Origin of the sequence: Streptomyces sp. L-9-10 (assembly GCF_004151105.1) — a bacterium.
Taxonomy (GTDB): Bacteria; Actinomycetota; Actinomycetes; order Streptomycetales; family Streptomycetaceae; genus Streptomyces.
Genome location: NZ_PHRF01000146.1, coordinates 133,755 through 157,302 on the forward strand (window position 1 = coordinate 133,755; position 23,548 = coordinate 157,302).

Below are 23,548 nucleotides of genomic sequence, written 5' to 3' on the forward strand. Positions count from 1 at the left end.
GCCTGGCGGAGTTGAAGCGCGGGTGCCGCTCCGTCGGCCGCTGTCCGGCGGATATCAGCCGCCGTGCGTGTCCGGCGCGTCCAGGCCGATCTCCGCACCCGGGCCGAGCGGGAGCCCGAACCCGTAGAAGATCCCCAGGATCGCCGGCCATACCGCCAGGAACGGTACGACGAAGACGGCGAGCCGCGAGATGAGCGTGCCGAGGCGGGCGTCGGGTTCGTAGCGGCGGAGCATGGCGAGCAGCAGGAAGAGGCTGTGGCTCCGCTGCGACCTGGCCAGACCGCTGTCCGGCTGGCCGCTCTCCGCCGTGTACTTCGCGTCCGTACCCGCGCCGCATCTCGACGAGACCGTCCACCTGCTCTCCACGGTCCCGGAGGTACGGTCGTGCTCGATCACCGCCGGCCCGCACAATGTGGTGCTCGACGTCTGGCTGCGCAGCCTGGCCGATGTGCACACCTTCGAGGCCCATCTCGCCCAGCGGCTCCCGCGCCTGACCGTCAACGACCGCTCGGTGGTCCTGCGCACCACGAAACACATGGGCCGGCTGCTCGACCGGGACGGGGCGTGCGTGGGTGTCGTCCCCCTGCCCCACTACACGGACGGGCCGCCCCGTACCGCGTGATCCGTGAAGGGACACACCGGCCGGCGCTGGACACCCGGGTTCGCGGGTCGGGGTGCTCAGCCTTCGGCTTCGGCGGTCCGGCTCTCCCCGGTGACGAGACCTTCGGGCAGTTGCTCGTACACCCCCTCGTCGCGCTGCGACGGAGGAGGAGGGAGGGGGCTGGCTCCGGCAGGGCGCAGGGAATCCAGGACGAGCACGATGTAGCGGCGCCAGCCCTCGGTTTCGGGGTCCATGTTCCACAGGACGCTGATGAGCATCCCCATGATTCTTTCCATGTCGCTGGGGACGAGATCCGCGCGGATGACACCGGCCTTCTGCCCGCGCTGGACGAGCAGCGTCTGTGCGTCGGTGAAGGGAGCGGTGACTTCCTTGGTGAAAGCACCGGAGTTGTGGACCGCGGCTACGGTGTTGCGTTCGCGGGCCACTAATGACAAAGCCGCTTCGAGCAGGGTGACCAGGCCCTGCCGTGGGTCCTCGTCGCTCAGGGCCTGTTCGATGGCCGGGGAGAACTGCTCGGTCATGCTCTGCTTGAGCGCGGCATTGACCAGCGCTTCCTTGTTCGGGAAGCGGCGATACAACGTGGCGATGCCCACACCGGCGCGACGGGCGATGTCTTCGAGCATCGCGTCGGGGCCGATCTCGGCGTACACCTCCCGCGCGGCTCTCAGGATCTTCTCGGAATTGCGCGCGGCGTCGGCGCGCAGGTGCCGTGTGGCATCAGTCGCCATGGCGTGAACGATAGCAGCCGATAGTTGACTATCACTAGCCACCGGCGCTGACTCCGGGAGAAGCGGGAGTCACACGGCGCTTGCATGATCTTGCGCAGCGCCGGTCCGTTTTGAATCGAATTCACCCATTCACACCGATCCGGTATCCGATAGTTGACTATCAATACATCGTGGGGTTGACTGTCCATCAAGCGATAGCTGGCTATCGCTTTGTGTTTCCGTTGTACGGCTCGCTCTCGGCGGGCTCGTTGGTCGGCAGGTCCACGCCTGTTCGTCGTCCTCTGATGCGGTTCCGGAGGCGACGCGGGGCGTGGCCCGTATGGAGGAGGTTCCGAATGAAGGTAGAAGTCGACGCTCCCAAGTGCGTTGCTTCCGGGCAGTGCGTGCTGCTCGCGCCCGAGGTCTTCGATCAGCGCGACGAGGACGGCGTGGTCGTACTGCTGGACGCGACGCCCGCGGCGGAGTCGCACGACATGGTCCGCGAGTCGGCGATGGTCTGTCCGGCCGCGGCCATTCACGTGGCGGAGTCGTGAACCGGATCACGATCGTCGGGGCCTCGGCGGGCGGGCTGGCAACCGCGGAGGCGCTGCGCAGGTCCGGGTACGAGGGCACGATCACGCTCATCGGCGACGAGCCGCATCTGCCCTACGACCGTCCCCCGCTGTCGAAGCGGATCCTGGCCGGAACGGATCAGCCGAGCGGGCTCGCCCTGCGCCGGACGGAGGACATCCACGCCCTGGGACTGGACCTGCGTCTCGGGGTGAGGGCGACCGGGCTGGACATGGCCGCCAGGACAGTGGCACTGGCTGACGGAACCCACGTTCCGTACGAAGGACTCGTCGTGGCGACGGGCGTACGCCCTCGCCGTCTGCCGGGATGCGACAACGTGACCGGATCGCACACGCTGCGCACTCTGGAAGACGCTCTGGCACTCAAGGCGCGGCTCCTCCCGGGGCGTCGGCTGGTGATCGTCGGAGCCGGTTTCGTCGGAGCCGAGGTGGCGGCCGTGGCGCGGGGGCTCGGGGTGGAGGTGACGGTGCTGGAATCGGCCCCGGTCCCCATGGCCCAGGCCATCGGCGATCATGCCGGCCGGCTGCTGGCCCAAGCACATCTCGACCACGGCGTGCACCTGCGCACGGCGGTCACGGTCGACGGGATCCTGAGCACCGACGGGCACGTCACAGGGGTGGCCCTGACCGACGGCGGTGTGATTCCGGCCGACGACGTGCTGATCGCGATCGGCTCACTCCCCAACACCGAGTGGCTCCACGGCAGCGGACTCACCCTCGACAACGGACTGGTGTGTGACGAGTTCAGCGCCGCCGGTCCCGGCGTGTACGGGGTCGGGGATGTGGCGAGCTGGCGCAACCCGTTGTTCGGTACCGCGATGCGAATCGAGCACCGCACCAACGCCGCTGAGCAGGCCATGGCCGTCGTGCGCAATCTCCTTGCCCCGGAACGGGGTTCGCGCCGGCCGTTCGCCCCGGTGCCGTATTTCTGGTCCGACCAGTACGGCATGAAGGCCCAGGCGTACGGATTCCTGCGCGGTCACGACGAAGCTGTCGTCATGGAGGAGGACGCCTCGCGGCAGCGCTTTCTCATCGCCTACCGCCGAGAAGACCGTCTGGTCGGTGTACTGGCGGCCGGTATGCCGCCGAGGACCTTGCATGCCTGGCGGGCGCTGATCGCGTCCGGCTGCCCCTGGGCGGAAGCCACCAGCGGCGCGGTCGCCGTCTAGTTTCCCCTTTCCCACCCCCCATCACCACTGGAGAGTTCAGTGAGTTCGACCGACACAACGCCCCACACCCCCGACGAAGCGATATCCGACTTCCCCGGTACGCGTTCCGCGCGCTGCCCCTTCGACCCGCCCGCCGAGCAAGCCGACTGGCTCAAGAGCCCTGGGCTGCAGCGCGCGAAGCTGCGCGGTGAACCGGTGTGGGTGGTGAGCCGGTTCGCCGACATCCGGCAGGCCCTGAACGATCCCCGGATCAGCGCGGACAGTGCTCGCCCCGGCTTCCCGCAGGCCCAGGAGTCGTCGAGCCAGGGCGCGCCGCAATCCTTCCCGCGGATGGACGACCCGGAGCACGCCCGGCTGCGCCGCATGCTCAGCGGCGACTTCACCGTCAAGAAGGTGGACCAGCTGCGCCCCAGGATCGAGGAAATGGTCGACGGCATCCTCGAAGAGATGATCGGTCAGGGACAGCCGGCCGACCTGATCCAGGGGTACGCGTACCCCGTGCCCTCCATGATGATCTCCATGCTGCTCGGCGTGCCCTATGCCGAGCACGAGTTCTTCCAGCATCACAGCAGCACCCTCGTCTCCCACCTCTCCTCGGACGAGGAGAGGAAAGCGGCCAGCGGTGCACTCTTCGGCTATCTGCTCGAACTGGTGTCGAGCAAGGAGCAGGAGCCGACGGACGACATCATCAGCCGGCTGGTCCACGAGCGCGTCGCCGCCGGCGAGATCAGCCGGGAGACCGTGGCGACGACCGCGCTGACGCTGCTGTTCGCCGGGCATGAGACCACGTCCACCATGATCGGCCTGAGCACCCTGGCCCTCCTGCAGAACCCCGACCAGCTCGCCCGGATCCGTGCCACCGACGACCCGGCACTGATCGCGAACGCGGTCGAGGAACTGCTGCGCTACCTGACCATCGTCCAGGACCTCGTCCTGCGGGTGGCGACCGAGGACGTCACCATAGGCGGGCAGCTCATCCGGGCCGGTGAAGGCATGCTCATGAATCTACCCGCCGGCAACCGTGACGGGACCTTCTTCGACCGGCCCGATGCGTTCGACATCGACCGCAACACCCGCGGTCACCTGGCCTTCGGCTACGGCATCCACCAGTGCATAGGGCAGTCGCTGGCACGCGCCGAGCTCCAGATCGCACTGTCCGCGCTGCTGCGCAGACTCCCGGGGCTGCGGCTGGCGGTGCCCATGGAACAGGTGGAGTTCCGGACGGACGGCAGCACCTACGGCCTGAACGCACTGCCCGTCGCCTGGTAACCGTTCCGGCTGGCGCCCGCGTGCGGCAGCCGCCGTCGGCCAAGCATGACGACGGAACCGAAGACCTCCTGTGCGGTGTGGTCCTGGACAGCTCCACCGCACCGGAGGCCTTCACCGTGATCGAGACTCGCGAGTCTCGGCCACGCTTGTGATCAATACGCCTGGGGCTTGCCCAGGGACCAGCCCGATACGTCCGCGAGTCGGCCACGCCAGAGCCGTGATATCACCGGGGCATCCGAGGTGAGGTACGTCACGTCCCGGAGGTGGATCCACTGGGGCAGGCCGTGGGGCCCGCCCTCCCCTTGCAGTTCACCCATGACCTGGTCCACCGCCTCGGGAAGCCTCGCGAGCAATCCCGCCGCATCACCCTCCACCCGTCGCAGGTCTCGTGCCCACTCCGTCTTCCACGCCTCATGCGCGATCAGATCTCCGTACAGAACCCCGCCGGGGGTGTGCAAGGTGATCGGCAGTTTCGCCTTGGGATCCTCCCCCACCAGACGGATCAGCAACTGCAGTTGGAGATCGGGAACGGGTGCCGTCACCATCGGTGTGGCGCCCTGGAGGGCCTGCTCCGCAGCGTCCGTCATGATCTTCCCTTCGCCGAACGGCGGTCCTGGGTTTGCGTGCGCCGAGCCGGTACCGAGCCGGGCGAGCCCAGCCTAACCGTGCGTGCCGAGCCCTTCGCCGGAGGCGGGTCACCAGAGGCACTGCCCGGCCCCGCACACGTCGACACCACGCGGAATAACCGGAATTGTCCACCTGGGGGCCGGACCGTGGCCGAGTAGTGTCGGCCTGTCCGGCGGGCGGCTCCCGTCATAGCAAGTCCTTCACTCCGTATCCGGGACGGTTCAGCATGACCAGCACACACGCTCAGCGGCAGCCGGCCCCGGCCACCGAAGGGGTGCGAGAGGAACGCGTCCAGCGGATCCGGCGTCGTCTGGAGCGGCTGATAGGGGTTGCCGCGACCGAGGGAAATGCCGTGGTGGTGCTCCGCAATGGCGATGAGATCTTCGCGTCGATGCTGGAGGCAATACGTGACGCGGCACATACCGTGGACATGATGACCTTCGTCTACTGGCAAGGTGCCATAGCACGGGAGTTCGCTCAGGCGCTGGCCGAGCGGGCCCGCTCGGGAGTACGGGTACGGCTGCTGCTGGACGGCTTCGGCAGCAGGCTGATCGAGAAGGACCAGCTTGCCGATATGGAACGGGCCGGGGTGCGGATCGCCTGGTTCCGAAGGCCCGTCACCCTCTCGCTGTTCAAGCAGAATCACCGCTGTCACCGCAAGGTCCTGGTGGTCGACGAGGAGACGGGGTTCACCGGTGGTGTGGGCATCGCCGAGGAGTGGTGCGGCGACGCCCGCGACGAGAACGAGTGGCGCGACTCGCACGTCCGGGTACGTGGCCCCGCCGTGGACGGGCTCGCGGCGGCGTTCGTCCAGAACTGGGCCGAGTGTCACACGGAGTTGTTCGACGACCGAGACCGATTCATCACGCACCGCCCGCACGGCGACGCGGTGGTGCAGGTGGTACGCGGATCGGCGAGCTTCGGCTGGCAGGACATGCAGACGCTGATACGCGTGATGCTGGAGTCCGCCGAGGAACGCGTGCGGGTCGCCACCGCGTACTTCTCCCCCGACGCCTACTTCATCGAGCTGCTGTGCGCGACCGCGCGCCGCGGGGTGGAGGTGGAGATCCTCCTCCCGGGACCGCACACCGACAAGCGCGTTTCCCAGCTCGCCGGACAGCATTACTACGAGGATTTGACCGCGTGCGGCGTCAGGATCCACCAGTACCAGCCGACCATGATGCACGCCAAGGTCATCACGGTCGACCACGTCGCCTCGCTGATCGGTTCGACCAACTTCAACCGCCGTTCGCTCGACCACGACGAAGAGGTCATGCTCGCCGTCCTGGACGAAACGTTCACGGCGACCCTCGACGGGCATTTCGACGAAGATCTCGCGGTGAGCGAACTGATAGACGCGGGCCGCTGGAAGAGGCGTTCCGTGGCGCAACGCGCCCGAGAGGCGTCCGTGCAGCTCATCCGCCGTTACCTGTGAGCGGGTTGTTCCGACGTGGGTGCGCGGAGCCCGCCTGGGCGGGTCATTCCTGAGCGAGCAGTCCGCTCCGGAGTTTGCCGAGGATTCGGTTCAGCAGGCGGGAGACATGCATCTGCGAATAGCCGAGCCGGTCACCGATCTGGGACTGGGTCAGTTCCTGGCCGAAGCGCAGTTCAAGGAGGAGGCGATCCCGGTCGTCCAGCTGATCCAGCAGCGGGGCCAGGCTCTGGAAGTCCTCGACCAGTTCCATCGCGGGATCGCAGGCGCCAAGGATGTCGGCGTAGGTACGAACCGAGTTGTTGCTCGTGCCGTCGTCACCGCCCTCGACCGGCATGTCGAGAGAGCCGGCGTTGTAGCCGTTGGCGGCGACCAGCCCCTCGATGATCTCCTCCTCGTCACGCCCGAGGAGTTCGGCGAGTTCCGCGACGGTGGGCTCACGATCCAGCAGGAGAGCCAATTGCTCCTTAGCCTTCGCAAGTTCGACGCGGAGTTCCTGGAGGCGCCTCGGCACATGAACGGCCCAGGTGGTGTCCCGGAAGAAGCGCTTGATCTCACCGACGATGTAGGGGACCGCGAAAGAGGTGAACTCGACCTCGCGCGACAGGTCGAACCGATCGATCGCCTTGATCAGCCCGATCGTACCGACCTGGAGGATGTCCTCCATCTCGTCGGCGCCCCTGCCACGGAACCGGCCCGCCGCGAACCGGACCAGCGACTGGTTCATCTCTATCAGCGTGTTACGCGCGTACTGATGCTCCCGCGTCCCCTCCTCCAGCACCTGGAGCCGGTCGAAGAACAGCTTCGACAGCTCCCGCGCGTCGCGCGGAGCGACCTTCCCCGCGTCCTCGATCCACGGCAACTCACCCACCCGGTCCGGGAACGTCGACACCTGGTCCGTGACCTGGCTGGTGAACGATACGGCTCTCGACATGATGTGGTCCCTCCCAGTTGCGGCGGCTCCGCGCGGTGGCGTCTTCCCCGGTCTGCGCGAGATCACGCCTCACGGCCAGTCGCGGTTTATATTGCCGCGGCCCGGACCGAGCCCCCACCGCATGGCCCTGACCAGGCCATGCGGTGGGCTGGGGCCGAGGGGGCTAAAGTTGTGGATGGGAGAAAGATGTCGTCTGACGGTGCGGCCTACGGCCGCGACAGGCCGGGACACGGCGCGGTACGCGCGAGCGCGGGTCGGTCTCAGGATGTCGGTGTCCGGACGATGGCGGCGCTTGCACGGCAAGGGGGCTTTCCCCTTGACGCCGCGGGCCCCCAGGGCGCTGACGTTCGTCCCGCCGACGAGGGATGGGTGCGGTAATGGCTGCCGCCGACGACACCGCGTTCGTGGGACGCACCGCTGAGCTGGAGCGCATGCATCAGTGTCTGCGAACAGCACGGTCCGGCAAGGCGTCGAGCGTGCTGATCCAGGGCACGGCGGGTATCGGGAAGAGCGCACTGGTCCGCCGCTGGCTGGCAGGGCTCGCGCCCGAGGACCTCCCCGTACTCCGAGCCGCGTGCGACACCTCCGAGGAGGACCTGGCGTTCGGCGTGATCGGGCAGCTGACTTCCCGCGTACCGGCGGCCCTCCTCGACCGGTTTCCCCTGCTCACGGGGACGGTCCCGGCGGCGGAACCCTTCCAGGTGGGTGCCGAGCTGCTGGGACTGCTCGGCGAGCTGCAGAGCGGCGGTCCGGTGCTGATCGTCGTCGACGACGTCCAGTGGGCCGACCGGCCCTCGGCGCAGGTTCTGGGCTTCGTGCTGCGCCGTCTGGAGGCCGACGCGGTCCTCAGCGTGCTGCTCGCCCGTAGCGGCCCGGAGCCCGGCGAGGCCGGAGGCCTGGACCTGCATCGCCTGACCGCCGGAATGCCGCACAGCTGCGAGCTGACTCTGACCGGGCTGGAGATCACCGAAGTGGCCGAGCTGGCCGCGCTGGCGTACGGCCATCCCGTCGGCCGCGGAACAGCCGAGCGGCTCCGGAACCACACCGACGGCCACGCCCTGTACCTCCGGACCCTGCTCGCGGAGGTTCCGTGGGACTCGGTGGCTCGCGGGCGGGACGCCCTGCCCGTGCCGACATCCCTGGTGCAGGCGCTACGACGCCAGCTGGACGGCCTGCCCGCTCCGGCGCGGAGCCTGGTCGAGGGCATCGCCGTACTGGGCGGGCCCGCGCCCCTTGCCACGGCTGCCCGCGTCACCTCCGTCACAGAACCCGACGCGGCGCTCGAACCCCTGCTGGCGCAGGGAATCGTGCGCTGGTGGCCCAACCAGCCGTCCACCCCGGTGTCGACAGCCCACGCGCTACAGCGTGAGGCCATCGTGGACGCGATCCCGCCCCGTCGGCTGCGGGCACTGCACGCGGCCGCGGCCGGCCTCGTCGACCGCGCCGCCTCCTGGTCGCACAGGGTCGCGGCCACGCACGGTCCCGACACGCGGCTCGCCCGCGAACTCGAACGGGCCGCCGGCGAGTACCACGCGACCGGAGAGCCCGTACGGGCCGCCACGCTTCTGCTGTGGGCGTCGGAGGTGGCGCACTCGCGCGGGGAGCGGGAACGCCTGCTGCTCACCGCGGCCGCACGCCTGCTGTGGGCTCAGCAGTACGTACGCGTGGAACCGCTCCTGCCCCGGATAGAAGCTGCGGAACCGAGCCCGTTGCGAAGCCTGGTGCTGGGCGGCTACGGAACACCCCGAGGTGCTCCCGAGGTCGTGGACCTGCTCACCGAGGCGCTGGAGCCGGAACCGGCTCGGGAACCGGAACGTGAACGGGAACCGGAAGCCGTTCCCGCCGGGGCCGGAGCGGAGTTCGTGCCGGCCATGGCCGGCACCTGGCTCGGTATCAGGCACGTCCTGGACGGCCACGGCGCGAGGGCCGTGCCGCTGCTTCGGGATGTGCTGGCGAGCGACCGTCTGGAGCCACAACTCGCGCCGTGGGCGGCCGGCACCCTCGGGCTGGCCCACAGTTTCTGCGCCGGAGCGCGCGTGGCCCTGCGCGAGTACGACACCCTCGCACCGACCGGCAGTCCGCGCTCCGCCGCGGAGCAGGCCATCCAGCGCGCCTATCGCGGGATGCTCCAGATGTGGGCCGGGGATCTGTCCGACGCACAGAACGAACTGACCGTCGCTCTGGACGCGGCCCACGTCAACGGCTGCGCCGTGACCGCGGAGTTCACCTACGCCAACCTCGCGGTCTCCCAGTACTTCCTGGGCCACTGGGACGAGGCCGCGATCAGCGCCGACCACGCTCTGGTCATCGCGGAGGCCGAGGAGAAGCCCTGGGCATTGTCGTACGCCTGTTCCGTGGCGGCCTGGGTGCCCGCGGGCCGCGGACAGTGGCGGCGAGCGCGGGAACTGGTCCAGCGCTCGTACCAGTGGTCCAGGGCGTTCTCGCCGGGTTTCGCCGCCTTCGGGGAGGCCGTGCTGGCACAGGCCCGGGGCGACCATCCCGCCGTGCTCGCCGCGCTGCGGACGGTCCTTCGGGCCCGCCCCGACTCGGGACCGCTGGCCTTTCAGACGTGGTGGCGTCCCCTGCACGTCGAGGCCTTGATCGCCGGCGGTGACCTGGACGGCGCCACTGAGGCCCTGGCCCACCTGACGGCGCTGGGCGAGGACGCTCCGTCACTCCGCATGTCCGTGATGTGGCTCTCGGGTCTGCTGGCGCGGGCACGCGGAGAGAACAAACGGGCCCGTGACCTGTTCGAGGAGGGCCTCGGCCTTTCCGTCTCCTCCGACGATCCGCCGCTGCACCGGGCGATGCTCGCGCACAGCCACGGCCGGTTGCTGGCCCAGGCCGGGGAGCACCACCGGGCGGGGGCGTGTTTCACCCAGGCCCGCGACCTCTTCACGGCGCTGGGAGCGCAGCCGTTCCTCACGCGCTACCACGACGACTTCGCGGACCGGCCCTCCGGCCGCGACCCCGCGGCCGGTATGTCCCTCTCCGGGCTGACCGACCGCGAGCGCGACATATCCCTGCTCATCGGCCGCGGACTCACCAACCGGGAGATCGCTTCCAAGCTGTTCATCAGCAGCAAGACGGTTGAGTACCACCTCAGCCACGTGTACCAGAAGCTGTCCCTCTCCGGGCGCCGCCAACTCCGGAACATGGTGCAGCGGGACAGCCCCGTCAGCACCTGAACGCCGAGGGTGCGGTGTCGAAAGCACGGGCGCGGCCAGGACGGGCCGGGGACGCTGCGGCCAGGGCCGCCCGACCCCGCCCACTGCGCCGCAGCCCGCGCTTCACCGCCCCATCGGAAGCGTCACCCGGATCGCCTTGCCCCGGGCACTGGTCGCCACCGCCCAGTCGTCGATCAGTTCCGCGACGAGGCCGAGCCCGAATCCGCCAGAGGCCCCCCGCTCCTCGGGCGGCACCAGATGCGGGATCCTCATGCTCCGGTCCCCCACTTCGAGCAGAAGGCTTCCGCCCTTGAGGACCATCCCCAGGTAGCGAGGGCCCGCCGTGTGCCGGCAGGCATTGGTCACCAGCTCGGACACCACCAGCAGGGCGTCCTCCGCCTGCTCACGCGGTTCTCCGTCCGGTCCCGTCAGGAGCCCTCCTTGGTCGAGGAACTCTGTCAGGACACCGCGGGCGCAGCGAGCGGCTTGAAGGCGGCCGGCCAGAGAGACGGTGCGGCCGGTGACCGCACGGACAGATTCGAGCGTCATGAGCTTCGCCATCATTGCCTGCGACTCGCTTCCTCAAGCTGCGGTTGGTGACCCATCCAAAATCTCGGAGGAGCGCTCGCTGTCCACTCTGGCACGGCACGGCCGTCTGACCTTCAGGGAAAATCCCTATGATCGACCCCAAAGCGATTCATTACGTGACGAGACCATGTCGTCACTCTGCGCGGCATTCCCGCCAGGGCGGGGACACCCCGCTTCCCTCAGGCAGACCCTGCTTCCGTCTCCGGCAGGGCCTCGCGCAGGCGGCCGAGGAACGCTCGCGCCGCAGGGCTCGCGGGCAGCACATGGGTCGAATGCGCGACCTTGATCTCCCACCGAACGCCCTCATGGTGATCATGTGTCATATTGCGGACACATCTCACGATGAAAGGCATGTCATGAAGTTCGCGGTCATCGGCGGCACCGGGCTGATCGGGTCACAGGTCGTCAGCAATCTCAACGCCGCGGGGCACGAGGCGGTACCGCACTCACACTCCACCGGAGTCGACATCATCAGCGGTCAGGGACTGGACGAGGCGGTGGCGGGAGCCGACGTCGTCGTCAACCTGACGAACTCCCCGACCTTCGACGAAGCCTCCCCGGCCTTCTTCCGGACGTCGATGGACAACCTTCTGGCCGCGGCCCACAAGGGCGGCGTCGGCCACGTCGTCATCCTCTCGATCGTCGGTGCGGACCAGGTGCCGGAGCTGGACTACTACCGGGCCAAGGTGCTCCAGGAGGACATCCTCGCGGCCGGGCCGATCCCCTACTCGATCGTCCGGGCGACGCAGTTCATGGAGTTCGTGGACGACGTACTCTCCTGGACCGCCGACGGCGACACCGTCCGGTTGCCCGCCACGCCGATCCAGCCGATCGCCTCCAAGGACGTGGCCGACGCGGTGGCGGAGGTCGCCGCGGGTGCCCCGCTGAATGGCATGCGCGACGTCGCCGGCCCCGAGGTCTTCGCCCTGGACGAGCTGGGCCGTGTCACTCTCTCCCACAAGGGCGACGGCCGCACCGTTGTCACCGACCCCACCGCCGGCATGTTCGCCGTCGTCAAGGGCGACGTCCTCACCGACAAGGACGCCCAGCTCGCCCCCACCCGCTACGCCGACTGGCTCTCCTGAACGGCACGTGCCTCCGGCTTCCGGTTCGGCCGGTGAAGAGCACATGCGGCTGGTGCTGTTCTCCGACGAGGCACCAACCGCTTCTCAAGCCAGCACCAGGCACACCATGAACGGCACGGGGACGAGCAGGCCGGCCGTCAGCCAGACTCCGGTGCGCCGTCCGCGACGGCGCGGGAGGACGACGTCGACCAGAAACACCAGTGCCAGCATGAACAGGCCGGTCACCGCCAGGAGAAACATCACGACACCCGCATGATCGAGGGTCGTGTAGTTGCAGTTGGTGACACCGGGTTTGACGACGTCCTCCACCTGCCGACAGTCCATCGGCAGGTACTCGGTCAGCAGCCACCACAACAGATAGAGCGGCACGATCGCGGGCACACCGAGCGCGAGGTTCACCAAGCCGGGTACCCAGAGACCGCCCCTCGCCCGGACCGTGTGCCCGGCATGGTCATCCGTTTCGTACACAGCCATCGTCGCCCTACCCTGCTCGTGCCTCGCCGGTTCACGGCGTAGACGGTCCATTCCTGTCTCCTGGTTCCGCGACGTGGCCGGCGGACGGCTTACCGACGGACGACGTGCCGGCGGACGACGTGTCAGCGGACGACGTCGAAGACGTTCTTCTGCAGGCCGTTGGCGTACGCCTCGTACTCCACCAGCTTCAGGTTCTGGGTGTCCTTGTCCGTGGTGCTGAACAGGCGCTTGCCCGCGCCGAGGAGCAGCGGGAAGACGAGCAGGTGGTAGCGGTCGATCAGGCCCGCGTCGGACAGGGCGTGGTTGAGGGAGGCGCTGCCGTGCACGATGATCGGGCCTCCCTCGGTCTCCTTCAGGGCGGCGACCTCGTCGAGCGAGCGCAGGATCGTGGTCTCGCCCCAGTTCGGGACCAGGTCGTCGTCGGTGAGGGTGGTGGAGACGACGTACTTCGGCATCGTCTTGTAGTCGGCGAATTCCGCCATGTCCGGCCACACCGGGCTGAACGCCTCGTAGCTGACCCGGCCCAGCAGGAGCGCGGTGGACTCCTCCTGCTCCCGCCCCTTGATTTCGAAGGCCTCGGGGACGAACTCGACGTTCTTGAAGGTCCATCCGGAGTTGCGGTAGCCCGGTTCGCCACCAGGGGCCTCCACGACGCCGTCGAGTGAGATGAAGGCGGTGCTGATCAGGGTGCGCATGAGATTTCCTTGGTGTCGTGTGTGCGATTGCCCGCTGCCGCTTCGGCCATGTCGGAGGCGGCAGGGACCTGACGATGCTGCATCCCGGAGAACCTGTGAGGCAGGTCTTCCGGTGGTATCGGGAACTGGTGCGGATCCCGCGGACGGGCGGCCCGGCCCGTACGGAGGGCGTCAGCCTGCTGAGGTCAGCCGAGGAGTCCGGTCAGCCACTGCTGCCAGGCGGCCTCGGCCTGCTCCGTGTCCGGCCCGAACAGGTGGTGGAACATCAGCGCCACGCCGGAGCCGTGATGGAAGGTGTAGAGCCCGTCGCTGGTGCGGACCTCCACGCGCTCGTCGTCGGACCAGACCACTTCGCCGTCCAGCGGCGGCAGGCCGGCCGGCTCGGCATGCGCCCGCGCTCCCACGATGACAGGCTCCGGCAGCGACAGTCCACGGATGAGTGCCGCTCTGATCTCCCGCTCCGGCCGCCCGCCTGTGGGCGCGACGACGAAGACGGGAACGCCGACGCGTCCGGGAAAGTGCGTCAGGTACTCGCGGAGTGTGTGGAGGTGGAAGGGCCAGCCACGGCGCAGGGCATCGTACTCGTCCTGCCAGTCGTCACCGAGCAGGCCGCTGTGGACGACGCGGAGGACGGTGCCGGCGCCGTCCCGCCCCTCGATCAGGTACTCGAAGGCCATGAACCGGCCGTCCTCGGCGGCGGGCGTGCGGGTGGCGAAGCGTTCGCCGGGCTCGTAGGCGGTGATCACCGCCTCCTCCCGGTGGCCTCCGGTGCTCATGGCGGCGATGCCGCCCTCATGCGATTCCACCTCGTTGCGGCCCATGAACCAGGAGTCGATCCCCGGACCTGTCGCGATCGCCTCCCAGACCTGTTCCGGGCTCGCCGGGAGGATCGTCTCCAGCTCGATCTCGAACGGATGCGTCATGGTGCGTTTTCCTGTCTTGCCTCGGGTTCGGTCTCGCGTGTTGCCCCGGATGTTCCCCCGGACCGCTGTCGCGGGCCGGACGCACTCTCCTCAGGGCCGCCGGGCTGTGGTGCGGGGATCTGGTGGAGGCCGGCCACCACTCGGTGATTCCGGCCTCCCGGGGCGGACTCGTCGTGGTAGCGGCCGACAAGGGCCGCCACCGCCTGGGCCAGTTCGTCGGCGAAGGCCGTCCGGTCGGCCGCGGAGGCGAACCGCACCTCGGCGTCGATACCGAAGGTGGCGATGCGCCGCTTCGCCCGAGCGGCGCCGGTCAGCAGTGTGCCGACCTCCTGCACCAGCCGGGAACCCAGCGCCAGCAGCCAGCGGGCGGAGAGCTGGTCGGGAGACCGGGAAGGATCGGGGCTGACGGCCGCCAGGGCGCTGGGAGAGATCACATAGGAAGCGGCGGTGGCGCGGTAGACCCGTTCGGTGATGCTGCCCTTGCGGCGTTCCTCGGCGAGCTCGACCAGCCCGTGTCGCTCCAGTTCCTTGAGGTGGTAGTTGGCCTTCTGCCTGGGCAGCCCCAGGCGGACGGCCAGCATGGCGGCCGAGCCGGGCTCGGCCAGGGCGGCGAGGATCCGGGACCGTATCGGATCCAAGGACGCCTCGGCCGCGGCGGGTTCTTCGATCACAGCGACATCCAGCACCGGTCCAGGATCCGACCGACGAAAGATTTTGTCAAGACAGATTTTCTTGTCGGTACGCCCTGACACTGGAGCTGCCGCCGGCACTGCCGCCGGCGCCGGCCTGGCCGCTCGGGCCAGGCCGCGAGCGCCCGCCTACCGGTTGCCGATCCCCTGCGCGACTGCCAGCCTGAAACGAAAGCCCCGCGCCTCGCGGTCATGTGCGCGGAGAGGTGTCAGGCGCTGCTCATCGGCCTACGCAGGGCGTTCCGGACCAGTGAGAAAAGGAACCGCAGCATGCCTTTCATTACCGCCAAAGACGGAACGGAAATCTTCTACAAAGACTGGGGATCCGGCCGGCCCGTGGTGTTCTCCCACGGCTGGCCACTGACCGCCGACGCGTGGGATCCGCAACTGAAACTCATGGCGGACAACGGTTTCCGCGCGATTGCCCATGACCGGCGCGGGGGCGGACGCTCCGGCCAGACCTGGGACGGAAACAACCTCGACACGTACGCCGACGACCTGGCGTCACTCATCGAGGCCCTCGACCTGCGCGACGCCGTCCTGGTCGGCCATTCGACCGGCGGCGGCGAGGTCACCCGCTACCTCGGCACATACGGTTCCGGCCGGGTCGCCAAGGCCGTACTGCTCAGTGCGATCCCACCGCTGATGCTGAAAACGGACGCGAACCCCGAAGGACTTCCGATCGAGGTCTTCGACGAAATCCGAGCCGGCGTCGCCAAGGACCGCTCGCAGTTCTACAAGGACCTCAGCGCCGCTTTCTACGGCGCGAACCGCGACGGATCGACCGTCACGCAGGGGACTCGTGACGAGTTCTGGCTCTGGGCGATGTCGGTGGGTATCAAGGGCGCCTACGACTGCGTCAAGGCGTTCTCCGAGACCGACCTCACCGAAGATCTGAAGAGAATCGATGTACCCACTCTGATCGCGCAGGGCGACGACGACCAGATCGTCCCGATCGTCGCCTCCGGGAACAAGTCGTCCACGTTGGTCAAGGACGCGACCTTCAAGGTCTATCCCGGAGCCCCCCACGGCCTGTCGATGGTCCCCGTATACGCCGAGCAGTTCAACAAGGACCTGCTCGACTTCGCGCGGAGCTGACTCTCACGTATCTGGACGGGGTGGTTGCCGGCTCAGTCCAGAACGGCGAGATGGTCGGCGTCGCCTCCGCGCCACTCGATGAGGAACATGGTCGCGTCGTCGCTGGTGGTGCCGCCTCGTTCCTGTTTCAGAGCATGGGAGAGCGCGCGCACCACCGCCCGCACCGCGGTCTGCTCACGGACGACGCGGTTGGTCCACTCGATGAGCTGTTCCTCCCCGAACTGTTCCCCGCCGGCCTGGTGCTCCTCGATCAGACCGTCGGTGAAACACAGCAGCCGGTCTCCGGGGCGCAGCACCCGCTCGGTCACTTTCGGCTGCTCACCACCGAAGCCGACCGGCAAGGTCGTCGGGCTCTCCAGCCGGTCCACCACGGCGCCGTCACGGATCAGCAGCGGCGCCGGGTGGCCGGCGTTGACCCACTGCAGCCGGCCCGTGCCGATGTTCAGGCACATCATCTGCGCGGTGACGAAGTGGTCATGGCCGAACTGCTCGTTGATGGCCTTGTCCATGAACGCGTACACCTGGGACAGGCCGGTGTTGGCCCGTCGCGTGTGGCGGTAGGCGCCGATGGCCACCGTCGCCATGGTCGCCGCGTCCAGACCGTGGCCCATCGCGTCGATCATGGCAACATGCAGGATGTCGCCGTTGAGGGCGTAGTCGAAACTGTCGCCGGCCACGTCGTAGGCGGGCTCCAGGATCCCGGCCACCTCAACCTGCGGAACGGTCATCGACAGCGGAGGCAGCAACGACCACTGGATCTCGGCGGCCACGCTCATCGGGGCCCTGCGACGGGCCTGGAAGAACAGATCGGTGTAGGCGTCCTTGGTGACGATCATGTCGGCGACCAGACCGGCGAGTCTGCGCAGCAGCCGCCGGTCGTCGTCATCGACGCTGTCCAGGGTGACGGCCATCGCCCCGATCTGGTCACTGCCGTCGAGCAACGGCAGATACATCCGCACCGCGCCCTCCCCCGGCACCTCCACCGTTCTGCGCCGCAGGAACGCTTCGCCCGCGGGCGAGCCCTCGACCGGCTCCGGGTCACCGACCGTCAGCCCTCGGCCCGGCAGCGGCACCATCAGCATCTGTTCGTAGTCCTGCAAGAGGATCGACAGATCCCGGCCGCCGACCCTGGCCACTTCTTCCGCGACGAGCGGGGCGATCAACTGCGGCGGCATCTCGTGCGCGCGGTCCAGCAGCACACCCAGCAACCGCTCGCCGAACCCCTCCGACCGGTCCACCCCGAACGTGCCCGGCCTCTGGACGCCTTCGGTCATCGCTGCCCGCGTCCCTTCGTACCGCGGCATGTCGTACCGCGGCAGGGGAATTCAGTGGGCGGTCGTGTCCTTGAAACGGTCGCCGGGCGACCCGGCGGGGCACTGGTCCGGTGGAAGGCGGGGGCCGGGGCGGGCTGGAACGGCGCGAACGCAGTGGTCATACCTGTTCAACGAGCGTCGGCCGACGGGACTGCACCCCCGAACGAGTGACCGACGGGCAGCTCACGGGGCGCGCGGGACCGTCGTGCGGTCCGTCCGGTCTTCGGCGGGAGCTCGCCCGAGGCGTTGGAGTCGCGGGAGTCGGACTCGTCGACCGGGTCGGGCACTCAGCTCCACGGCTCTTCGGCGGTGCCTGTTCGGCGGTTGTGGTGGTCCAACAGCCTGGACAGCAGTTCCGTCAACCGCTGTCGCTCCTCGGGTGACAGCGGGGCCAGCAGCTCGTCCTGGGACTCGTCGAGCCGCTTCTCCAGTCGTCGCAGCTGCCGCTTGCCCGCTGCGGTCAACGAGATGATGTTGCGCCGCCGATCGACGGGGTCCGGGGTGCGCTCGACCAGTTTGCGATCGGCGAGCTCGTTGATCGTCGCGACCATGTCGCTGACATGGATACCGCTCCCGCGGCTCAGCGCGGCCTGGCTGGCCGGGCCGAACGCCTCCAGCGTCGCCAGCAGACGGTAGTGGTAGCCGCGGGCGCGGACGGACGAGAACCCGTCGGCCACCAGGCGGTGCGCGTGGTGGGCGGTCTGGGTGAGCAGCCAGCTGGGCAGGCCCTCCCACTTCGCGGGCGTCTCCTCGGATGGCATGGGGCAAGTCTAACTAATCGTTGGACGCATCAACGATTACGGGTATCGTTGGTCGAGCAAACGTTGGTGGCACAAACGTTTAGGCGACGAATGAAACCCTCCGGAGTTGAGACCATGATCGAACCGTTCCGTATCGACATCCCCCAGGCCGACCTCGACGACCTGAACGACCGGCTCTCCCGTACCCGTTGGCCCAACGAGGTCGGCGACGCCGGATGGGACTACGGCTTCCCGCTGGCGCGGCTCAAGGAACTGGCCGAGCACTGGCGCACCGGCTACGACTGGCGCGAGCACGAGGCCAGGCTCAACGGGCTTCCGCACTTCACCACCGAGATCGATGGCCAGAACATCCACTTCGTCCACGTCCGCTCACCGAAACCGGACGCGCTCGCGCTGATCCTCACCCACGGCTGGCCCGGTTCGTTCCTGGAGTTCCTCGACGTGATCGAGCCACTGTCGCGCGACTTCCACCTGGTGATTCCGTCCATCCCGGGGTACGGCTTCTCCGGTCCGACCCACGAGCGCGGCTGGGACATCACCCGGGTCGCGCGGGCCTGGGCCGAGCTGATGCGCCGTCTCGGGTACGGGCGCTACGGCGCGCAGGGCGGCGACTTCGGCTCGGGCATCTCCACGGCGCTCGGCGCGGTGGCACCCGAGCGGGTCGTCGGGGTACATGTCAACTACCTGCCGACCCGGCCGGTGCCGGACGCCGGCATCGAACTGTCCGAAACGGATGAGGCCCGGCTGGACAAGGTCAGACAGCTGATGGCGAATCGTCCGCCGTACCAGGCTCTGCAGGCCAGCACCCCACAGACCATCGGCTACGCGCTGACCGACTCGCCGGTCGGCCAACTGGCCTGGATCGCCGAGCGCTTCGCACAGTGGACGGACCCTCGCTCGCAGATCAGTGACGAGCGTATGCTCACCGACATCTCGCTGTACTGGCTGACCGCCACCGCGGCTTCCTCGGCGCGACTGCACCGCGAGACCCCGCGGCGGATCGAGCCGTGCCCGGTACCGGTCGGCGTGGCGGTGTTCGCGCACGACATCACGCAGTCGGTGCGACCGCTGGCCGAGCGGCTGTACGACATCAGGCACTGGTCGGAGTTCGAGCGCGGCGGCCACTTCGCCGCGATGGAGGTGCCGGAGCTGCTCGCCGAGGACGTCCGGGACTTCTTCCTCACCCACCTCACGTAGGCCCAGCTGTTGTCGGTCAGGACACGACGGTCCCTTTACGCGAGCCATGGGTCAGGAGGTTCGGGTGACCACGGCGGTCGCCATGGTCCTCAGAACGGTGACGGCCGCGGGCCGGAGGGGTGCGTGGTGGAGGGCGGCCAGCGCTTGCTCGTATCGTTCACTGATCAGGTTCTCGACGGTGGCCCGCGCCCCGGTGTCGGTGAGGACCTGGCGCATCTCCGAGGCCTGGGTGGAAGTGAGGGCCTGGTTGCCGAGGCCGTCGTGCAGGACCCGTGCCTGTGCTGGAGTGGCGCGCTGGAACGCGGTGGCGGCCAGTACGGTGTGTTTGCCTTCGCGGAAGTCGTCCAGGACGGACTTTCCGGTGCGCTCGGGTGCTCCGTACACGCCCAGCAGGTCGTCGCGCAGCTGGAACGCCTCGCCCAGCGGCAGGGCGTACGCGGACAGTGCCGCGAGCAGCGTCGGGTCGGCTCCGGCGAGGTGCGCACCGAGCTGCAAGGGGCGCTCGCAGGTGTACTTGGCCGTCTTGTAGCGGATGACGCGCCGCGCCGTACGGGGGTCGGGGAGGGCGGGGAAGGCCGGTCCCGCGTTGACGAGGTCGAGGTACTGTCCGACGAGAGTTTCGGTGCGCAGGGTGTTGAGCAGGGGCCAGGCCCGGCCGAGATGCCCGTCGGCGTGGCAGGGATCGGTGGGGCAGAGGAGTTCGTAGGACCAGCCCAGTGCGAGGTCGCCCAGGAGGATCGCGGCGTTGATGCCGAGGGTGTCGGCGTCGTCCCGTTCCGGGTGGCGAGCGGCGAGACAGCGGTGAGCGGTGGGTTTTCCCCGCCGGGTCTCCGAGGCGTCCATGATGTCGTCGTGGATCAGCGCGAAGAGGTGGAACAGTTCCAGTGAGGCCGCCACCCGCCAGAGCGCCGGCGACGGCGGCCGGTCGCTCACCGCCTGCCAGCCGAGGACGCACAGCACGGGCCGGATCCGTTTGCCTCCGGCGGCGATCATGTCGCGTAACAGGGTGGTGAACAGGGTGATCTCGGGCAGGTCGGTCGCGTTGCGGGTCTGCTCGTCGAGGAACTCGTACAGCAGCGTCTCGACGACCGCGGGTACGCGTTCGGGATCCAGGGACGAATATGACGTCGTCGCGGCGATCACGGGGTACCTCCCAGGTCGGTGAGTTTCAGGGCCTCTTCCAGGAGGGCTTCGACGATCCGGCTCTCGGGGACGGTGCGGATGGCTTTGCCCTGGGCGAAGATCTGGCCCTTGCCATTGCCGGACGAGACGCCGAGGTCGGCCTCGCGGGATTCGCCGGGCCCGTTGACGACGCAGCCCATGACCGCGATGCGCAAGGGGTGGGGGAAGCCGTCGAAGGCCGCCTCGACCTGCGCGGCCAGTTTGTGGATGTCGACTTGCAGCCTGCCGCAGCCGGGGCAGGAGACGATCTCCAGTTTGCGCGGGCGCAGTCCGAGTGAGGACAGGATGTGGCAGCCGGCCTTGACCTGTTCGACCGGGTCGGTGGACAGGGAGACACGGATGGTGTCGCCGATGCCCTCGCTGAGGAGGATCCCGAACGCGACCGCTGTCTTGATCGATCCCTGCATCGCGGTGCCCGCTTCGGTGACGCCCAGGTGCAGCGGGTAGTCACACCGTTCGGCGAGCTGCCGGTAGGCGGCGATGACCGTGAGCGGGTCGTGGTGCTTCACCGCGATCTTCAGTTCCTGGAAGCCGTGTTCCTCGAACAGACCGCACTCCCACAGCGCGGACTCCACCAGCGCTTCGGGGGTGGCCTTCCCGTGTTTGGCGAGGAGCCGCGGATCGAGGGAGCCGGCGTTGACACCGATACGGATCGGCACTCCAGCGGCCGTGGCGGCGAGGGAGATCTCGGCGATCTTGTCGTCGAACTTCTTGATGTTGCCGGGATTCACGCGGACCGCGGCGCAGCCGGCGTCGATGGCCTGGAAGACATAGCGGGGCTGGAAGTGGATGTCCGCGATCACCGGGATCGGAGACTTCGCCACGATCCGGGGAAGGACGTCGGCGTCGTCCTGCGAGGGCACGGCCACCCGGATGATGTCGCAGCCCGCGGCGGTGACTTCGGCGATCTGCCGCAGGGTGGCGTCCACGTCGGCGGTCGGGGTGGTGGTCATCGTCTGCACCGTGATCGGTGCGCCTCCACCGACGGCGACGCCGCCCACCTGGATCTGCCGCGTGGGGCGGCGCACCGGTTCCGGTGAAGGGCGGGCTTCCGTGGTGGGGCGTCGGCCGGGCAGGGCGGGGCTGGGGAGATCGACGGCGGTCATCGGCGGTTCCCGTCGGGAGCAGGGACGTGGGGGGTGTACAGCGGTTTGCCCGCGCGGGCGCGCAGCACGGCGTGGATGATCTGGGCGGTGCTCAGGCCCGCTTCGGTGAGGAGGGGGTCGCGGCCACCGTGGGGGAGGAACGCGGTGGGCAGACCGAGGGTGTGCACAGGCGTGGTGACGGCGTGATCGCGTACCGCTTGGGACAGGAGACCGCCGGCGCCGTTGGCGCGCAGGCTGTCCTCGACGGTGACGACGAGCCGGTGCGTGGACGCCAGGTGCAGGAGTTCGGGCGCGATGGGGAGCCCCCAGCGGGGGTCGGCGACCGTGACCCCGACGCCCCGCGTGGTCAGGGCCGCGGCCGCCTCCAGGCACGGACCGGCGAGTGGGCCGTGAGCGACGAGCAGGACGTCGCGGATCCCGGAGGCGGACAGGACGTCGACGGGGCCCTCTCTGCGCAGGGCCGCGATGTTGTCGCCGACCGTGGCTTTGGGGAACCGCACCGCGGTCGGGCCGTCCCGGTGGCCGACCGCTTCGCGCAGCAGCTCGCGCAGCTGCGCGGCGTCGCGCGGGACGGCCAGACGCAGGCCGGGAACGGCCGCCAGGAGCGCGGGATCCCACATACCGTGATGCGACGGTCCATCGGGGCCGGTGATGCCGGCCCGGTCCAGGACGAACGTCACCGCCAACCGGTGCAACGCGACATCCATCAGCACCTGGTCGAAGGCCCGGTTCAGGAAGGTGGCATAGACGGCGACGACCGGGTGCAGGCCCGCCATCGCCATCCCCGCGGCGGAGGCCACGGCGTGCTGCTCGGCGATCCCCACGTCGAAGAACCGGCCGGGGAACCGCTCCCCGAAGGGGGCCAGACCGGTGGGCCCGCCCATCGCGGCCGTGATCGCCACCAAGTCCGTACGCTCCGAACCCAGTTCTCCCAGCGCTTCGGAGAACACGCTGGTCCAGGACGGACGCGCCGGACCGGGGGAAGGTACGGAGGGCCCGACCGCGTGCAACCGGTCCGCCGCGTCCTCTTCGGCCGGCGTGTGGCCTCTGCCCTTGGCCGTGACCGCGTGCACCACCACGGGACGGCGCAACGCTCTCGCCCGGACCAGCGTCTTCCCCAGCGCCTCGGTGTCGTGGCCGTCCACCGGGCCGACGTACGCGAGCCCCAGGCCGGTGAACACATTGCGGCACACCGCCGCCTCGCCTCCGGCCCGCAACTCCGCGAGATGTGTCGCGATGCCGCCGGTCGTGGGGGCGTAGGACCGCCCGTTGTCGTTGAGGACCACGATCACCGGACGCTCCTGCGCGGCGCCGAGGTTGTTCAACGCCTCCCAGGCCATGCCGCCGGTCAGAGCGCCGTCTCCCACCACTGCCACGACGCACCCCGTGTCTCCGGACAAGAGGCGGGCCTTGGCGATGCCGTCGGCGTAGGACAGGGCGGTGGAGGCGTGGGAGTTCTCGATCCAGTCATGCGGGGATTCGGCCCGTGAGGGGTATCCGGACAAGCCGCCCGCCTGCCGCAGGCCGTCGAAATCCTCGCGGCGGCCGGTCAGCAGCTTGTGGACGTACGCCTGATGCCCGGTGTCGAACAGGACGACGTCGCCGGCTTCGACGTCGAAGACCCGGTGCACCGCCAGCGTCAGCTCCACCACCCCGAGGTTCGAACCGAGATGGCCGCCCGTCGCGGTCACCTTGTCGATCAGGAAGTCCCGGATCTCCGCGGCGAGTTGCCCCAGCCGGGCCGCCGGCAGGCGGCGGACGTCGCGAGGCGTGGCGACCGATTCCAGGAGCCGGCCCGCCGGTCCGGACGACTGGAGGGTGTGGGGTGCGGCGGTGGTGACCATGGGTGTGTGCCTTTCACCCGGGGGCTGGGGACGAACGAGGTTCCGCGCAGACCCGGGACGGGCGACCATGCTGGGC

General features: G+C 69.0%; 21 protein-coding genes and 2 pseudogenes. 9 read left to right on the forward strand and 14 right to left on the reverse strand.

What is annotated here, in order from left to right:
- Positions 1 to 54 precede the first annotated feature (54 nt).
- Positions 55 to 252 (reverse strand): annotated as a pseudogene (locus CU044_RS31040) (AbgT family transporter); the annotation flags it as partial.
- A 7-nt stretch (positions 253 to 259) separates the two neighbouring features.
- Between CU044_RS31040 and CU044_RS31045 the strand changes: the two are divergent.
- Positions 260 to 622: pseudogene (locus CU044_RS31045) on the forward strand (Lrp/AsnC ligand binding domain-containing protein); the annotation flags it as partial.
- Positions 623 to 678: 56 nt separating this feature from the next.
- On the opposite strand, the gene CU044_RS31050 reads toward CU044_RS31045, so the two are convergent.
- Positions 679 to 1,350 carry a TetR/AcrR family transcriptional regulator gene (locus CU044_RS31050; RefSeq protein ID WP_129772060.1) on the reverse strand — a complete coding sequence of 224 codons (672 nt, stop codon included), beginning with the start codon at positions 1,348 to 1,350 and terminating at the stop codon, positions 679 to 681.
- Between the two features lie 335 nt (positions 1,351 to 1,685).
- Here CU044_RS31050 and CU044_RS31055 point away from each other — a divergent pair, with 335 nt between their 5' ends.
- Genes CU044_RS31055 through CU044_RS31065 form a run of 3 tightly spaced genes read left to right on the forward strand, consistent with a single transcriptional unit; the run spans position 1,686 to position 4,357 of the window.
- Positions 1,686 to 1,883, forward strand: coding sequence for a ferredoxin (locus tag CU044_RS31055; protein WP_129772061.1), 198 nt, complete (start codon positions 1,686 to 1,688; stop codon positions 1,881 to 1,883).
- On the forward strand, positions 1,880 to 3,088 hold the full coding sequence (locus tag CU044_RS31060; RefSeq protein ID WP_129772062.1) for an FAD-dependent oxidoreductase: 1,209 nt from the start codon (positions 1,880 to 1,882) through the stop codon (positions 3,086 to 3,088). Before CU044_RS31055 ends, CU044_RS31060 begins: the two co-directional genes overlap by 4 nt.
- 39 nt (positions 3,089 to 3,127) lie before the next feature.
- Positions 3,128 to 4,357 (forward strand): cytochrome P450, encoded by a 1,230-nt coding sequence (locus CU044_RS31065; protein WP_129772063.1) that lies wholly within the window; start codon positions 3,128 to 3,130, stop codon positions 4,355 to 4,357.
- Between the two features lie 152 nt (positions 4,358 to 4,509).
- Here the strand turns inward: CU044_RS31065 and CU044_RS31070 are convergent, their stop codons facing one another.
- A complete protein-coding gene (locus CU044_RS31070; protein ID WP_129772064.1) occupies positions 4,510 to 4,944 on the reverse strand; it encodes a hypothetical protein in 435 nt (144 codons plus the stop codon).
- Positions 4,945 to 5,210: 266 nt separating this feature from the next.
- Between CU044_RS31070 and CU044_RS31075 the strand changes: the two genes are divergently transcribed.
- Positions 5,211 to 6,419 (forward strand): phospholipase D-like domain-containing protein, encoded by a 1,209-nt coding sequence (locus CU044_RS31075; RefSeq protein WP_129772065.1) that lies wholly within the window; start codon positions 5,211 to 5,213, stop codon positions 6,417 to 6,419.
- Positions 6,420 to 6,462: 43 nt separating this feature from the next.
- Here the strand turns inward: CU044_RS31075 and CU044_RS31080 are convergent, their stop codons facing one another.
- Positions 6,463 to 7,350 carry a SigB/SigF/SigG family RNA polymerase sigma factor gene (locus CU044_RS31080; RefSeq protein ID WP_129772066.1) on the reverse strand — a complete coding sequence of 296 codons (888 nt, stop codon included), beginning with the start codon at positions 7,348 to 7,350 and terminating at the stop codon, positions 6,463 to 6,465.
- A 377-nt stretch (positions 7,351 to 7,727) separates the two neighbouring features.
- Here CU044_RS31080 and CU044_RS31085 point away from each other — a divergent pair, with 377 nt between their 5' ends.
- Positions 7,728 to 10,538: an AAA family ATPase gene (locus CU044_RS31085; RefSeq protein WP_165372019.1), complete on the forward strand. Its 2,811-nt coding sequence runs from the start codon at positions 7,728 to 7,730 to the stop codon at positions 10,536 to 10,538.
- Positions 10,539 to 10,640: 102 nt separating this feature from the next.
- On the opposite strand, the gene CU044_RS31090 is transcribed toward CU044_RS31085, so the two are convergent.
- Positions 10,641 to 11,066 carry an ATP-binding protein gene (locus CU044_RS31090; protein ID WP_240045962.1) on the reverse strand — a complete coding sequence of 142 codons (426 nt, stop codon included), beginning with the start codon at positions 11,064 to 11,066 and terminating at the stop codon, positions 10,641 to 10,643.
- Positions 11,067 to 11,461: 395 nt separating this feature from the next.
- Between CU044_RS31090 and CU044_RS31095 the strand changes: the two genes are divergently transcribed.
- A complete protein-coding gene (locus CU044_RS31095) occupies positions 11,462 to 12,190 on the forward strand; it encodes an NAD(P)H-binding protein (RefSeq protein WP_129772069.1) in 729 nt (242 codons plus the stop codon).
- An 84-nt stretch (positions 12,191 to 12,274) separates the two neighbouring features.
- Here the strand turns inward: CU044_RS31095 and CU044_RS31100 are convergent, their stop codons facing one another.
- The 4 genes from CU044_RS31100 to CU044_RS31115 form a co-directional block, all read right to left on the reverse strand.
- Positions 12,275 to 12,664, reverse strand: a complete 390-nt coding sequence (locus CU044_RS31100; protein WP_205124126.1) for a hypothetical protein — start codon at positions 12,662 to 12,664, stop codon at positions 12,275 to 12,277.
- A 122-nt stretch (positions 12,665 to 12,786) separates the two neighbouring features.
- A complete protein-coding gene (locus tag CU044_RS31105; RefSeq protein WP_129772070.1) occupies positions 12,787 to 13,359 on the reverse strand; it encodes a dihydrofolate reductase family protein in 573 nt (190 codons plus the stop codon).
- A 185-nt stretch (positions 13,360 to 13,544) separates the two neighbouring features.
- Complete coding sequence (locus tag CU044_RS31110) at positions 13,545 to 14,282, reverse strand: SRPBCC domain-containing protein (protein ID WP_129772071.1); 738 nt, start codon at positions 14,280 to 14,282, stop codon at positions 13,545 to 13,547.
- On the reverse strand, positions 14,279 to 14,968 hold the full coding sequence (locus CU044_RS31115) for a helix-turn-helix domain-containing protein (RefSeq protein WP_129772072.1): 690 nt from the start codon (positions 14,966 to 14,968) through the stop codon (positions 14,279 to 14,281). Before CU044_RS31115 ends, CU044_RS31110 begins: the two co-directional genes overlap by 4 nt.
- Positions 14,969 to 15,241: 273 nt before the next feature.
- Between CU044_RS31115 and CU044_RS31120 the strand changes: the two genes are divergently transcribed.
- Positions 15,242 to 16,069 carry an alpha/beta hydrolase gene (locus CU044_RS31120; protein WP_129772073.1) on the forward strand — a complete coding sequence of 276 codons (828 nt, stop codon included), beginning with the start codon at positions 15,242 to 15,244 and terminating at the stop codon, positions 16,067 to 16,069.
- A gap of 32 nt (positions 16,070 to 16,101) precedes the next feature.
- Here CU044_RS31120 and CU044_RS31125 read toward each other — a convergent pair whose 3' ends face one another.
- Complete coding sequence (locus CU044_RS31125; protein WP_129772074.1) at positions 16,102 to 17,343, reverse strand: PP2C family protein-serine/threonine phosphatase; 1,242 nt, start codon at positions 17,341 to 17,343, stop codon at positions 16,102 to 16,104.
- A 326-nt stretch (positions 17,344 to 17,669) separates the two neighbouring features.
- Complete coding sequence (locus CU044_RS31130) at positions 17,670 to 18,143, reverse strand: MarR family winged helix-turn-helix transcriptional regulator (protein WP_129772075.1); 474 nt, start codon at positions 18,141 to 18,143, stop codon at positions 17,670 to 17,672.
- A gap of 114 nt (positions 18,144 to 18,257) precedes the next feature.
- On the opposite strand from CU044_RS31130, the gene CU044_RS31135 reads away from it, so the two are divergent.
- On the forward strand, positions 18,258 to 19,340 hold the full coding sequence (locus CU044_RS31135) for an epoxide hydrolase family protein (RefSeq protein ID WP_129772076.1): 1,083 nt from the start codon (positions 18,258 to 18,260) through the stop codon (positions 19,338 to 19,340).
- Positions 19,341 to 19,391: 51 nt separating this feature from the next.
- Here the strand turns inward: CU044_RS31135 and CU044_RS31140 are convergent, their stop codons facing one another.
- Genes CU044_RS31140 through CU044_RS31150 form a run of 3 tightly spaced genes read right to left on the reverse strand, consistent with a single transcriptional unit; the run spans position 19,392 to position 23,472 of the window.
- Complete coding sequence (locus CU044_RS31140) at positions 19,392 to 20,483, reverse strand: polyprenyl synthetase family protein (RefSeq protein WP_240045963.1); 1,092 nt, start codon at positions 20,481 to 20,483, stop codon at positions 19,392 to 19,394.
- Positions 20,480 to 21,628, reverse strand: a complete 1,149-nt coding sequence (ispG, locus tag CU044_RS31145) for a flavodoxin-dependent (E)-4-hydroxy-3-methylbut-2-enyl-diphosphate synthase (protein WP_129772077.1) — start codon at positions 21,626 to 21,628, stop codon at positions 20,480 to 20,482. The genes CU044_RS31140 and ispG overlap by 4 nt, the downstream gene beginning before the upstream one ends.
- Positions 21,625 to 23,472 (reverse strand): 1-deoxy-D-xylulose-5-phosphate synthase, encoded by a 1,848-nt coding sequence (locus CU044_RS31150; protein WP_129772078.1) that lies wholly within the window; start codon positions 23,470 to 23,472, stop codon positions 21,625 to 21,627. Before CU044_RS31150 ends, ispG begins: the two co-directional genes overlap by 4 nt.
- Between the last annotated feature and the right edge of the window lie 76 nt (positions 23,473 to 23,548).